General features: G+C 60.6%; 24 protein-coding genes. All 24 read right to left on the reverse strand.

Translation table 11 applies throughout. From position 1 onward, the window contains the following. Positions 1–110: 110 nt before the first annotated feature. Positions 111–1,004, reverse strand: a complete 894-nt coding sequence (locus tag LQD11_RS02565; RefSeq protein WP_238616150.1) for a prenyltransferase — start codon at positions 1,002–1,004, stop codon at positions 111–113. Between the two features lie 94 nt (positions 1,005–1,098). Further along, positions 1,099–1,827, reverse strand: coding sequence for an SAM hydrolase/SAM-dependent halogenase family protein (locus LQD11_RS02570; protein ID WP_238616151.1), 729 nt, complete (start codon positions 1,825–1,827; stop codon positions 1,099–1,101). Between the two features lie 114 nt (positions 1,828–1,941). Next, entirely contained in the window at positions 1,942–2,328 is a 387-nt protein-coding gene (rplQ, locus tag LQD11_RS02575) for a 50S ribosomal protein L17 (protein WP_040406037.1), read from the reverse strand. 41 nt (positions 2,329–2,369) lie between these two features. Then, positions 2,370–3,374 carry a DNA-directed RNA polymerase subunit alpha gene (locus tag LQD11_RS02580; RefSeq protein WP_008933186.1) on the reverse strand — a complete coding sequence of 335 codons (1,005 nt, stop codon included), beginning with the start codon at positions 3,372–3,374 and terminating at the stop codon, positions 2,370–2,372. 18 nt (positions 3,375–3,392) lie between these two features. Continuing rightward, a complete protein-coding gene (rpsD, locus tag LQD11_RS02585) occupies positions 3,393–4,013 on the reverse strand; it encodes a 30S ribosomal protein S4 (protein ID WP_008933185.1) in 621 nt (206 codons plus the stop codon). A gap of 15 nt (positions 4,014–4,028) precedes the next feature. Continuing rightward, positions 4,029–4,418, reverse strand: coding sequence for a 30S ribosomal protein S11 (rpsK, locus tag LQD11_RS02590; RefSeq protein WP_008933184.1), 390 nt, complete (start codon positions 4,416–4,418; stop codon positions 4,029–4,031). 24 nt (positions 4,419–4,442) lie between these two features. Beyond that, on the reverse strand, positions 4,443–4,799 hold the full coding sequence (rpsM, locus tag LQD11_RS02595; protein WP_008933183.1) for a 30S ribosomal protein S13: 357 nt from the start codon (positions 4,797–4,799) through the stop codon (positions 4,443–4,445). A 67-nt stretch (positions 4,800–4,866) separates the two neighbouring features. Then, positions 4,867–4,980 (reverse strand): 50S ribosomal protein L36, encoded by a 114-nt coding sequence (gene rpmJ / locus LQD11_RS02600; RefSeq protein WP_008933182.1) that lies wholly within the window; start codon positions 4,978–4,980, stop codon positions 4,867–4,869. Positions 4,981–5,004: 24 nt separating this feature from the next. After that, positions 5,005–6,360, reverse strand: coding sequence for a preprotein translocase subunit SecY (gene secY, locus LQD11_RS02605; protein WP_040406035.1), 1,356 nt, complete (start codon positions 6,358–6,360; stop codon positions 5,005–5,007). Then, entirely contained in the window at positions 6,361–6,792 is a 432-nt protein-coding gene (rplO, locus tag LQD11_RS02610) for a 50S ribosomal protein L15 (RefSeq protein WP_008933180.1), read from the reverse strand. Between the two features lies 1 nt (position 6,793). Then, on the reverse strand, positions 6,794–6,982 hold the full coding sequence (gene rpmD, locus LQD11_RS02615) for a 50S ribosomal protein L30 (RefSeq protein WP_008933179.1): 189 nt from the start codon (positions 6,980–6,982) through the stop codon (positions 6,794–6,796). 2 nt (positions 6,983–6,984) lie between these two features. Beyond that, positions 6,985–7,488, reverse strand: coding sequence for a 30S ribosomal protein S5 (gene rpsE / locus LQD11_RS02620; protein ID WP_200176795.1), 504 nt, complete (start codon positions 7,486–7,488; stop codon positions 6,985–6,987). Positions 7,489–7,501: 13 nt separating this feature from the next. Continuing rightward, a complete protein-coding gene (gene rplR / locus LQD11_RS02625) occupies positions 7,502–7,855 on the reverse strand; it encodes a 50S ribosomal protein L18 (protein ID WP_008933177.1) in 354 nt (117 codons plus the stop codon). Positions 7,856–7,869: 14 nt separating this feature from the next. Beyond that, the gene (gene rplF / locus LQD11_RS02630; protein WP_238616152.1) at positions 7,870–8,403 is read right to left on the reverse strand and encodes a 50S ribosomal protein L6; all 534 of its coding nucleotides are present in this window, start codon (positions 8,401–8,403) and stop codon (positions 7,870–7,872) included. Positions 8,404–8,416: 13 nt separating this feature from the next. Then, the gene (gene rpsH, locus LQD11_RS02635; RefSeq protein ID WP_238616153.1) at positions 8,417–8,812 is read right to left on the reverse strand and encodes a 30S ribosomal protein S8; all 396 of its coding nucleotides are present in this window, start codon (positions 8,810–8,812) and stop codon (positions 8,417–8,419) included. 16 nt (positions 8,813–8,828) lie between these two features. Beyond that, complete coding sequence (rpsN, locus tag LQD11_RS02640) at positions 8,829–9,134, reverse strand: 30S ribosomal protein S14 (RefSeq protein WP_008933174.1); 306 nt, start codon at positions 9,132–9,134, stop codon at positions 8,829–8,831. A gap of 15 nt (positions 9,135–9,149) precedes the next feature. Then, positions 9,150–9,689, reverse strand: a complete 540-nt coding sequence (gene rplE / locus LQD11_RS02645) for a 50S ribosomal protein L5 (RefSeq protein ID WP_200176791.1) — start codon at positions 9,687–9,689, stop codon at positions 9,150–9,152. A 10-nt stretch (positions 9,690–9,699) separates the two neighbouring features. Then, positions 9,700–10,020 (reverse strand): 50S ribosomal protein L24, encoded by a 321-nt coding sequence (gene rplX / locus LQD11_RS02650; RefSeq protein WP_008933172.1) that lies wholly within the window; start codon positions 10,018–10,020, stop codon positions 9,700–9,702. 17 nt (positions 10,021–10,037) lie between these two features. Then, positions 10,038–10,406 carry a 50S ribosomal protein L14 gene (rplN, locus tag LQD11_RS02655; protein WP_090203014.1) on the reverse strand — a complete coding sequence of 123 codons (369 nt, stop codon included), beginning with the start codon at positions 10,404–10,406 and terminating at the stop codon, positions 10,038–10,040. Positions 10,407–10,446: 40 nt separating this feature from the next. Next, complete coding sequence (gene rpsQ / locus LQD11_RS02660) at positions 10,447–10,713, reverse strand: 30S ribosomal protein S17 (protein ID WP_008933170.1); 267 nt, start codon at positions 10,711–10,713, stop codon at positions 10,447–10,449. Between the two features lie 4 nt (positions 10,714–10,717). Continuing rightward, entirely contained in the window at positions 10,718–10,915 is a 198-nt protein-coding gene (gene rpmC, locus LQD11_RS02665; RefSeq protein ID WP_200176789.1) for a 50S ribosomal protein L29, read from the reverse strand. Next, positions 10,915–11,328 (reverse strand): 50S ribosomal protein L16, encoded by a 414-nt coding sequence (gene rplP, locus LQD11_RS02670; RefSeq protein WP_200176788.1) that lies wholly within the window; start codon positions 11,326–11,328, stop codon positions 10,915–10,917. Before rplP ends, rpmC begins: the two co-directional genes overlap by 1 nt. A gap of 11 nt (positions 11,329–11,339) precedes the next feature. Beyond that, positions 11,340–12,026, reverse strand: a complete 687-nt coding sequence (rpsC, locus tag LQD11_RS02675) for a 30S ribosomal protein S3 (protein WP_008933167.1) — start codon at positions 12,024–12,026, stop codon at positions 11,340–11,342. Between the two features lie 15 nt (positions 12,027–12,041). Beyond that, complete coding sequence (gene rplV, locus LQD11_RS02680) at positions 12,042–12,374, reverse strand: 50S ribosomal protein L22 (protein ID WP_207143794.1); 333 nt, start codon at positions 12,372–12,374, stop codon at positions 12,042–12,044. Between the last annotated feature and the right edge of the window lie 9 nt (positions 12,375–12,383).

Raw genomic sequence — 12,383 nt, forward strand, 5'->3', positions numbered from 1 at the left:
CCAACTTTTCAAGCACTTAAAAAAACAACCCGACAGCACGCAAGCCCGGACACTCCCTTCCCCACTCTCTCCAACCCCTCTCCCGCAAGGGGAGAGGGGCTGGCAAACCGCTACAGCGCAAGCTCCAGCACGAAGGCGCACAGGAACAGCAGGGCAAATACCGCAAACAGCTTTCCGGTCAACGGTGGCAGATCGCTGCGATCGGCTTGGCGGTTCACAACCTTCATCAACGGCACAAAGGCCAGGGGTAACGAAAAAAGAAGCTGCCACACCCAGGGCAGCAAACCAGCCAACCATAATCCCAAACTGACCAGGTAAGCACCCACCAGCATGGCCACATACAGATATCGTCCCGCATCGAGCCCAATCCTCACCGTCAATGTCCCCAGACCATGGCGGCGATCTTCCTCATGATCCCGGATCTCGTTCGCCAGCAGCACCAAGGACGTAAGCAGACTGAACGGGATGCTTACCGCCAGCATGGACAGGGTCATCGGCGCCCCCATGGCCATGGCCGATCCGCCCACCAGCAGGACGCCCATGAACCAGAACACCAGCACCACGCCAAGCCCCCGGCGCTTGTAGTGGACAGGCTCCGCGGAATAGAAATACCCCCCCAGCAGACCCAGGATGATGATCACCAACAGGGGCCAACCCTGCATCAGAACAAGCCCCAGCCCGATCAACAGGGACACGCCGAAGAAGATCATTCCCAGGGCGTGATAACGCCGAACATGCTCGATGGCCTCCGCCCACTCCCGGCGCGCCTCCCCTTCCGCGGCCTGTAAACAGGATTCCAGCACCGGTAGGTCGGCATGATCGTTGATCAGGTTCACTGCCGCCTGAATGAGCACCCCCGCCCCGATGATCAGCAGCGCCAGCCAGAGATTACCGTATCCCTGCTGCAGCGCCAGCACCGTGCCCAGACCGCAGGCGGCGATCGCCACGGTGTAGGAAAAGGGCCGGATGGCTCGTCTGAATCGATACGCCCCAGCAGGCTTCATGAATCTCTCCCGGAAATGACCAAACGGATCAGGATATACGCGATCCACGCCAAGGCGAAAGAATGCCCCGACCCCACCCGCGGGTAGAACACCGTCATTCCGCGCACTCAATGGGGCTACCGACCCCAAGCCCCAGTCGCTGAGCGGCGCTGCCCTGATTCATGGCAATCTCCACCAGGCCGATGGAATTGCGGTACCAAAACAGCCCCCCCGGACCCACCTCCCCAAAAACCCGTCGATAGGGAATGTGCCTACCCGCCAGATTGAACACCACGGCATCACTCAGCGAGCCGGCCGGGATCCCGGTCATCGCATTGCCGTAGACATCCACATAGACCACCTCCCACAGGGCCGTCGGCCAGTCCCAGCCTTGCAACGCATCCGGCTGGACCGGATCACCCGGGACGATTTCCCCATTGGCCAGCATGGCCGCCACCGGCGCAAACAGATCCCGACCATGAAAACTTTGGGAAAGGAACGGCGGTTCCCAGCGGATGACCCATGCCTCCATCGCACCCAGGCGACGGGCCGCCGGCAGCAGCAAGCCATTGTCAGGCCCGACAAACCAGTGCGTGCCGGCATGCAGCATCAGGGGACGACGGGGCGTCCCCACCCCCGGATCCACCACGCACAAAAATACACACCCCGACGGAAAAGGCGCCAGCAGTGCCTGCAGCAGATAGGCGGCGGCACGGGGGCGGAAGGCCGGCGCGTCGCTCTGCAGGTGAATCACCCGGGAACGCGGCGCCCGATGAGCCAGCACGGCCTCCATCTGCCCCAGATAGGGGCCCTCCCCGCCAAAATCGGTGAAGGTCACGATCACAAACCCACCCCCCTTTCAGAGTCTTGCATGGCCCCGATACCACAGACACGAAAAAGCCGGCACTAAGGCCGGCTTTTTCGGAACAGCGTGAACAGCAGATGATGCCGAGAAAGATTACTCGGCGGCCTCCGCAGCCGCAGGCTCCGGACGATCCACCAGTTCCACGTAAGCCATCGGTGCGTTGTCTCCCTTACGGAAACCGCACTTCAGGATACGCAGGTAACCACCCGGACGCGCCTGGTAACGAGGGCCCAGTTCATTGAACAGCTTGCCCACGATCTCGTCGTCCCGCAGACGTGCAAAGGCAAGACGGCGAGTGTGAACGCTGTCTTCCTTGGCCAAGGTGATCAAGGGCTCAGCCACCCGGCGCAGTTCCTTCGCCTTGGGCAGCGTCGTCTTGATCGCTTCGTGGCGGAACAGCGACAGCGCCAGGCTCTGCATGGTGGCCTTGCGGTGTGAACTGTTGCGATTAAGTTGCCTACCCGAGTGACGGTGACGCATGGCTTATATTCCTTAAGTCAAAATCTGCGAGACGACCGGGATTAACCGGCGCTCTTCTTTTCGTGTTCTTTAAGGCCCGGCGGCGGCCAGTTCTCAAGACGCATACCCATGGACAGGCCATGGGAGGCCAGCACGTCCTTGATCTCGGTCAGGGACTTCTTGCCCAGGTTCGGGGTCTTGAGCAACTCCACTTCGGTTCTCTGAATCAGATCACCGATGTAGTAGATGTTCTCCGCCTTCAGGCAGTTGGCCGAACGCACCGTCAACTCCAGATCATCCACCGGCCGCAACAGAATCGGGTCGATGTCCATGGACTTGCTTTCCTGGGTCACGGTCTCGTCACCCCGCAGTTCCACAAATGCCATCAACTGACTCTGCAGGATGGTGGCCGCCTGGCGAATGGCGTCGTCCGGTGACACGGTGCCGTTGGTCTCCAGTTCGATGACCAGACGGTCCATGTCGGTGCGCTGTTCCACACGGGCACTTTCCACGTTGTAGGCCACACGACGGATCGGGCTGAAGCTGGCATCCAGCATCAGGCGGCCGATCGGGCGATCCTCGCCATCGGCCTGACGACGGGCGGAGACCGGCTGATAGCCGCGACCCTTGCCCACCTTCAGGGTCATGTTCAGCTCACCGCTCTTGGTGAGATGAGCAATGACATGCTCCGGATTCACCACTTCCACGTCATGATCCAGGGTGATGTCACCGGCCGTGACCACTCCCGGTCCCTTCTTCTTCAGGACCAGAGTGGCTTCGTCCCGGGCGGTCATGCGCAGTGCGATGCCCTTCAGGTTCAGCAACACGTCGACGACGTCTTCCTGAACCCCTTCGAGGGTGGTGTACTCATGCAGCACACCTTCGATCTCCGCCTCCACCACGGCGGCGCCGGGGATGGAGGACAGCAGAATACGGCGAAGTGCGTTGCCGAGCGTATGACCGAAACCCCGCTCAAGCGGCTCCAGCACCACCTTGGACACATTGTCCGTGATGGACTGGACCTCGATATGCCGAGGCTTGAGGAGTTCGTTGACCTTGGTCTGCATCAAAGACCTCGTAACTGATTACTTGGAGTAGAGCTCGACCACCAGGGATTCGTTGATATCCGCCGGCAGGTCGCTGCGCTCAGGAGCGTTCTTGAACACGCCTTCCATTTTCTTGGTGTCCACGTCCACCCACTCGGGGAAGCCGAACTGCTCGGCCAGCGCCAGGGAATCCTGGATGCGGACCTGCTTGCGGGACTTCTCGCGAATGGAGATCACGTCCGTGGGCTTGACCTGGTAGGAAGGGATGTTCACGGTGCGACCGTTCACCTGGATGGCCTTGTGGCTCACCAGCTGACGGGCTTCCGCGCGGGTGCTGCCGAAGCCCATCCGGTACACCACGTTGTCCAGCCGGCATTCCAGCAGACGCAGCAGGTTGTCACCGGTGGAGCCCTTCAGGCGGCTCGCTTCCTTATAGTAGTTGCGGAACTGACGCTCCAGAACTCCATAGATACGGCGCAGCTTCTGCTTTTCACGCAGCTGCACACCGTAGTCGGACAGACGGGTACGGCGATCGCCGTGCTGCCCAGGAGCCTTGTCCAGCTTGCACTTGGAATCCAGTGCGCGGACGCGGCTCTTCAGGGACAAGTCGGTGCCTTCGCGGCGACTCAGCTTGCACTTGGGACCAATATAACGTGCCATGGTGCTCCTCCGGGACTATACGCGCCGCTTCTTCGGCGGACGGCAACCATTGTGGGGAATCGGCGTGATGTCGCTGATGTTCGTGATCTTGAAGCCCACGTTGTTCAGGGCGCGAACCGCCGACTCCCGCCCCGGGCCAGGACCCTTGACGAGCACTTCCAGATTCTTGAGACCATATTCCTGAGCAGCCGTACCGGCACGCTCGGCAGCCACCTGGGCGGCGAACGGCGTGCTCTTGCGGGAGCCGCGGAACCCGGAACCACCGGCCGTGGCCCAGGACAGGGTGTTGCCCTGGCGGTCGGTGATCGTCACGATCGTGTTGTTGAAGGACGCATAGACATGCGCCACACCGTCGGAGACGGACTTCTTGACCTTCTTACGGGTCCGGGTGGGGGCCTGTGCCATACCTGTTTCCTGTAATCCTGATAATTACTTGCGGATGGGGCGACGCGGTCCCTTGCGGGTGCGCGCATTCGTGCGGGTACGCTGACCGCGCAGAGGCAGGCCGCGACGGTGGCGCAAGCCCCGGTAGCAACCCAGATCCATCAAGCGCTTGATGTTCATGGAGGTCTCACGACGGAGGTCACCCTCGACCGTGAAACGACCCACTTCCGTACGCACCTTCTCCACTTCGTCTTCGGAGAGTTCGCGGATCTTGATGTCCGGACGAATCCCAGCTGCCTCGCAGATTTTCTGGGCACGGGTTTTACCAACACCATAAATTGCCTGAAGGGCAATCACGGCATGTTTGTGGTCCGGAATATTGACACCTGCTACACGAGCCATCCAGCTATCTCCAAGCACCGGCGGAAAAGCCGGGTATTCTAACCAGTGAACGCCGCCGAATCAACGGTTAACCCTGCCGCTGTTTGTGACGGGGATCCGAGCAGATCACACGCACCACACCATTGCGGCGGATGATCTTGCAGTTGCGGCAAATCTTTTTTACAGACGCACGTACTTTCATCTCAATTTCCTCTAGCTGGGCCTGCTATCGCAGCATGCCCGACTTGCCATAGCCTTTCAGGTTGGCCTTGCGCATCAATCCCTCGTACTGATGGGACACCAGGTGCGCCTGCAACTGCGCCATGAAATCCATCACCACGATCACGATGATCAGCAGGGACGCACCACCGAAGTAGAAGGGCACGTTCCAGTACAGGATCAGGAACTCGGGCATCAGACACACGGCGGTGATGTAGATGGCACCCACCGCCGTCAGACGGGTCATGACACCATCGATATACCGCTCGGTCTGCGCCCCCGGCCGGATACCTGGAATGAAGGCACCTGACTTTTTCAGGTTTTCCGCCGTCTCCCGGGCATTGAACACCAACGCCGTATAGAAGAAGCAGAAGAATACGATTGCCGCACCATAAAGCATCACGTAGAGCGGCTGTCCCGGGCCCAAGGCCGTCGACAGATCCCGCAACCAGGTCATGCCCTCCGCCTGCCCGAACCAGGTCCCCAGGGTAGCGGGGAACAGGATGATGCTGGAGGCGAAGATGGCCGGAATCACACCCGCCATGTTCAGCTTCAGGGGCAGATGACTGCTCTGACCGCCGAAGACCTTACGCCCTACCTGGCGCTTGGCATAGTTGACCGTGATACGACGCTGACCACGTTCCACGAAGACGATGAAACCGATCACCGCCATGCCCATGGTCATGAGCAGGATCACGAAGGCAGGAGACAGCTCACCGGTGCTGGCCAGTTCCAGAGTCCCTCCCAGGGCACCCGGCAGACCGGCAACGATACCGGCGAAGATGATGATGGAGATACCGTTGCCGATACCCCGCTCAGTCACCTGTTCACCCAACCACATCAGAAACACCGTACCGGTCACCAGAGAGACCACTGTGGTGAAGATGAAACCGATACCCGGATTCACCGCCACCGTAGTGTCGCCGATCACCTGCTGATTCAGGGCGATGGCGATACCGATACTCTGGATCAGGGCCAGGAACACCGTGCCGTAGCGGGTGTACTGGGTGATTTTTCGCCTACCCGGCTCCCCTTCCTTCTTGATCTGTTGCAGGGCCGGCACCGTTGCAGCCAGAAGCTGCATGATGATGGCCGCCGAGATGTACGGCATCACCCCGAGGGCAAACAGACTCAGACGCTCAAGGGCCCCACCCGCAAACATGTTGAACATGTCCAGAATGGTTCCCGACTGAGCGTCGTAGAACTGCGCCATTGCAATGGGATCGATCCCCGGCACCGGGATGAAGGTCCCGATGCGGTAGACCACCAACGCCATCAGCACAAACAAAAGGCGCTGGCGAAGTTCAGTGAACCTCCCCAGCCCGCCTAGTGTTGCGCCCCCTGCTGTATTGGAAGCGGCCACTTAGTCCTCGATTTGCCCGCCGGCGGCCTCGATGGCAGCCCGCGCGCCCTTGGTTACGGCCACGCCCTTGAGGCTCACGGCCTTGTCAATGGAACCCGAAGCAATCACCTTGGCCTTGACGGTCTGTTCCGGCACGATGCCGGCGGCCTTCAGGGCAGCCAGATCGATCACGCCTTCCAGACCGGCCAGCTCGTGCAGACGCACCTCGGCATTGCCGGCACTGGTACGGGAACGGAAACCCACCTTCGGCAGGCGGCGCTGCAGGGGCATCTGACCGCCCTCGAAGCCCACCTTGTGATAACCGCCAGCACGGGACTTCTGACCCTTGTGACCACGGCCACCGGTCTTGCCCAGACCGGAACCGATACCACGGCCAAGACGCTTGGCGTCGGGACGGCTACCCGGTGCGGGACTCAGATTGTTCAGTCTCATCTCAAACCTCCTCAACCTTCAGGAGATAGGATACCTTGTTGATCATCCCCCGATTTTCCGGCGTATCCTTGACGACCACCGGATTGTGGATACGACGGATGCCGAGGCCGCGCAGGCAGGCCTGGTGGCTCTTCAGCCGCCCATGCTTGCTGCGGATCAGCGTCACCTTGAGTTCGTTCGCGGCTGCCATGATTACCCCACGATCTCTTCGAGTTTCTTGCCACGCTTGGCGGCGATGAGCTTCGGATCATGCACGGCGGTCAAGCCATTCAGGGTCGCGCGCACCACATTAATGGGGTTGCGCGAGCCAATGCACTTGGCCAGCACGTTACGCACACCCGCCACTTCGAAGACGGCACGCATGGCACCACCGGCAATGATACCGGTACCTTCGGAAGCCGGCTGCATGAAGACCTTCGCGGCGCCGTGACGGGAACTCACGGAGTAATGCAGCGTGCCATCGTTCAGGGGGACGGAGCGCATGTTCTTGCGCGCGGATTCCATCGCCTTCTGGATGGCCAGGGGCACTTCACGGGCCTTGCCGTAGCCAAAGCCGACCTTGCCGTTGCCGTCACCGACCACGGTCAGGGCAGTAAAACGAAACTGGCGTCCACCCTTGACCACCTTGGCCACGCGGTTGACGGAGATGAGCTTCTCCTGAAGGCCGTCGTTCTCGCTCGCATTCACACTTGCCATTGCATCACCCTTGTCAGAATTCCAGGCCACCTTCGCGGGCGGCATCGGCCAGCGCCTTCACACGGCCGTGATACTTGAACCCCGAGCGGTCGAACGCCACCTTCTTGATACCCTTGGCGACCGCACGCTCGGCAATCAGACGGCCCACGGCGGCAGCCGCTTCGATGTTGCCGGTGGACTTCAGGCCACCGCGCACATCGGCTTCCACGGTGGAGGCGCAGGTCAGCACCTCGGAACCGGAGGGCGCGATGATCTGCGCGTACACATGCCGCGGCGTGCGGTGCACGCAGAGACGATGGGCGCCGAGTTCACGGATTTTGTACCGGGCCCGCTTGGAGCGCCGGAGTCGAGCTTCTTTCTTATCCATTGCGGTCACCTAGCCTACTTCTTCTTCGCTTCCTTGCGGATGATCTGTTCATTCGCATACCGGATACCCTTGCCCTTGTAGGGCTCCGGCGGACGGTAGCGGCGAATCTCGGAGGCAACCTGCCCCACCTTCTGCTTGTCGACACCCTTCACCAGGATTTCGGTCTGGCTGGGGGTCTCAATGCTGATGCCTTCCGGCACCGGGTATTCCACCGGGTGGGACAGACCGAGAGTCAGGTTCAGCTTGTTACCCTGTGCCTGGGCACGATAGCCCACGCCCACGAGTTCCAGCTTGCGCTGGAAACCTTCGCTCACACCCACCACCATGTTGTTCACAACGGCGCGCATTGTACCCGCCATGGCGTTGTGACGGGTATCATTATTGGCAGGCTTGAAGGTAAGCACACCTTCTTCCTGGGCAATCTCGACGTTCGGGTTGGCCGGGAAGGCAATGTTTCCCTTCGGCCCCTTCACGGAGATCGACTCATTGCTGATAGACACATCGACGCCCTTGGGCAGTGCGATGGGGTTTTTCGCTACTCGGGACATGGCTTCAATCCGATTAGGAGACGATGCAGAGTACTTCGCCGCCCTGACCCTGGGCGCGGGCCTGGCGATCGGTCATCACACCCTTGGAGGTGGAGACGATGGCGACACCCAGTCCGCCGATCACCTTGGGCAGTTCATCCTTGCTACGGTAGATCCGCAGACCAGGCCGGCTGACGCGACGGATGGTCTCGATGACCGGGCGGCCCTGGAAGTACTTCAGCTTCACCGTCATGACGGGTTTCTTGTCCTGCTCGCTCACCACCACATCGGCGACGTAGCCTTCGTCCTTGAGGACGTTGGCGATGGCCACCTTCAGCTTGGAAGACGGCAGGCTGATTTCGGTCTTGGCAGCGCGCTGGCCATTGCGGATGCGGGTCAGCAGATCTGCCACGGGATCGGTCATGCTCATATCAGGTGTTTCCCTCTTACCAGCTCGACTTGACCAGGCCGGGGACATCCCCGCGCATGGCCGCCTCGCGCAGCTTGTTGCGACCCAGGCCAAATTTCCGATAGTACCCATGGGGACGACCGGTCAGGTGGCAGCGATTGCGCTGACGCACAGGACTGGAATCACGGGGCAGCTTCTGCAGCTTCATCACTGCAGCCATGCGATCCTCGTGGCTCGTCTCCGGGTTCTGGATGAGCGCCTTCAGCTCCGCGCGCTTCGCCGAGTACTGCTTAACCAACTGGGCGCGCTTGAGTTCGCGCATCATCATGGAAGTTTTGGCCATAGCTCTATAAACCTCTTATTGCTTGAACGGGAAGCGGAACGCTTCCAGCAGCGCCCGGCCTTCCTCGTCGGTCTTGGCCGTGGTGGTGATGGTGATGTCCATGCCACGCAGGGCGTCGATCTTGTCGTAGTCCACTTCAGGGAAGATGATCTGTTCCCGAATGCCCATGTTGAAGTTGCCGCGACCGTCGAAGGACTTGCCGGAGATACCACGGAAGTCACGCACACGGGGCAGCGCCACGTTCACCAGACGATCGAGGAATTCGTACATCCGCTCCCGGCGCAGGGTCACCTTGCAGCCAATGGGGTAGTCATCACGGATCTTGAAGCCGGCGATGGACTTGCGGGCACGGGTCACCACGGGCTTCTGACCAGCGATGGCGGTCATGTCGCCCAGGGCGTGCTCGATGATCTTCTTGTCGGCCACCGCCTCACCCAGACCCATGTTCAGGGTGATCTTGGTGATGCGCGGTACCTCCATGACGTTGGAATAGTTGAAGCGCTCCATGAGCTGCTTCACCACCGTCTCCTGATAAAATGCTTTCAGCCTGGCCATCTGATCCACCTTAAGACGCGTCGACGACTTCGTTGTTGGACTTGTAGACGCGCACCTTACGGCCGTCCTCCAGAGTCCTGAACCCGACGCGGTCGCCCTTGCCGGACGCAGGGTTGTACAGCATCACGTTGGAGATGTGCAAGGGCATCTCCTTGTCGATGATGCCGCCACTCACGCCCGCGTAGGGGTTTGGCTTCTGGTGTTTTTTCACCATGTTGATGTTCTGGACCAGCACCCGATCATTTTCGAGCACCTTCAGAACGGTACCGCGGCGGCCCTTGTCTTTGCCGGCGATGACTACCACGTCATCACCCTGTCGAATTCTGCGCATCGTCTCTTACCTCAGCCTTACAGGACTTCCGGCGCCAGTGAAATAATCTTCATGAACCGCTCGCCGCGCAGTTCGCGGGTCACGGGTCCGAAGATACGGGTGCCGATGGGCTGGAGCTGGTTGTTGAGCAGAACGGCCGCGTTGCGGTCAAAGCGCACCACCGAACCATCCGGACGACGCACGCCCTTGGCCGTCCGCACCACCACGGCGTTATACACCTCGCCCTTCTTCACCTTGCCGCGGGGGATGGCGTCCTTGACGCTCACCTTGATGATGTCACCCACGCCGGCATAGCGGCGATGAGAGCCGCCGAGCACCTTGATGCACTGGACCCGGCGCGCCCCGCTGTTGTCCGCTGCATCCAAAACCGTCTGCATCTGAATCATGTTCTGATCTCACTTCCTATCGGTGGTCACTTGCACCGGCTTACTCAGGCGCGCGCTCAACGACCTTAAGCAGACGGAACGTCTTGGTCCGGGACATGGGACGGCACTCCTTCACCAGGACCTTGTCGCCCATCCGGGAATCATTGTTCTCGTCGTGCACATGGAGCTTCGTGGAGCGACGCATGTACTTACCGTACAGCGGATGCTTGACCCGGCGCTCGATGAGCACGGTACGGGTCTTGTCCATCTTGTCGCTCACCACACGGCCGGTGATCGCACGCTGTTCTTTCTGTTCCTGTTCGCTCATGACTTCACTCGCCTGCCATCGAACGCTGATTCAGCACGGTCTTGATGCGGGCAATGTCCTTACGGATCTTGCCGAAGCGGTCAGGACGCGGCGACTGGCCGGTGCCCTTCTGCATGCGCATTTTGAACTGCTCGCGATAGAGCTCCAGCAGTTCGCCCCGCAGCTCGTCGCTGCCCTTTTCACGTACTTCGCTTACCTTCATCACATCACCTGCCGAGTCACAAATGCGGTCTTGATGGGCAGCTTGGCGGCGGCCAGGCGGAAGGCCTCGCGTGCCACTTCCTCACTGACGCCTTCCATCTCGTAGAGCACGCGACCGGGCTGAATCTTGCACACCCAGTATTCCACGTTGCCCTTACCCTTACCCATGCGCACTTCAACGGGCTTTTTGGTGACCGGCACATCCGGGAACACCCGGATCCAGATCTTGCCGCCACGCTTGATGTGACGGGTCATGGCACGACGGGCCGCCTCGATCTGGCGCGCCGTGATCCGGCCCCGGTCCATGGACTTCAGGGCGTATTCACCGAAACTGACCTTTTCGCCGGAGGTGGCGAGACCGCGGTTCTTGCCCTTGAACTGCTTGCGGAATTTGGTCCTCTTGGGCTGCAGCATCTTTCAACTCCTCAGTTAACCGCGGCCTTGCCATCCTGGGGAGCGTCCGTCTTGCTATCGAAGTCGAACACCTCACCCTTGAACACCCACACCTTGACGCCGATGATGCCGTACGTGGTGCGAGCTTCGGCAAACCCATAATCAATGTCAGCGCGCAACGTATGCAGCGGCACGCGGCCTTCCCGGTACCACTCGCTGCGGGCGATTTCCGCACCGTTCAAGCGACCGGACACATGAACCTTCACACCCAGCGCGCCCAGGCGCATCGCGTTGCCCACGGCGCGCTTCATGGCGCGGCGGAACATGATGCGGCGCTCCAGCTGCTGGGCGATCCCTTCGGCGACCAACTGCGCGTCGGTCTCCGGCTTGCGGATCTCTTCAATGTTGATCTTGACGTTGGGGACAGCCAGACCCAGTCGACCCGCCACTTCCTTGCGCAGGGACTCGATGTCTTCGCCCTTCTTGCCGATGACGATACCCGGACGCGCCGTGTGGATCGTAATGAACGCCTGGCGCGCAGGCCTGGCGATCTGGATCCGGCTGACAGAGGCCTGGGCCAGTTTCTGCTTCAGGAACTGACGAATTTCCAGGTCCTTGTGCAGGTTATCCGCATAATCCCGTCCGTCGGCGTACCAGGTTGACGCCCAGTCGGCGGAGATCCCAAGGCGGAAGCCGATCGGATTTACTTTCTGACCCATCTCAGACCCCTAACTTTACTCAGCGCTCACGGCCACAGTGATATGGCTCGTGCGTTTCGTGATCCGGTTGGCACGGCCTTTCGCCCGTGCCGCGATGCGCTTGAGAACCGGCCCCTGGTCCACGCAAATGCGTGATACCTTGAGCTCGTCCACATCAGCGCCGTCATTGTGTTCTGCGTTGGCAATGGCCGACTCGAGAACCTTCTTCACCAGGTGAGCACCCTTCTTGGGGCTGAAGCTCAGCACCTGGAGAGCCCGCTCGACGGGCAGTCCCCGAATCTGATCCGCCACCAGGCGGCATTTCTGCGGCGATATACGCGCAAATCGCAGTTGAGCCATGGTTTCCATGATGATCCT

It is taken from the genome of Ectothiorhodospira shaposhnikovii (assembly GCF_022227765.1).
Classification (GTDB): Bacteria; Pseudomonadota; Gammaproteobacteria; order Ectothiorhodospirales; family Ectothiorhodospiraceae; genus Ectothiorhodospira.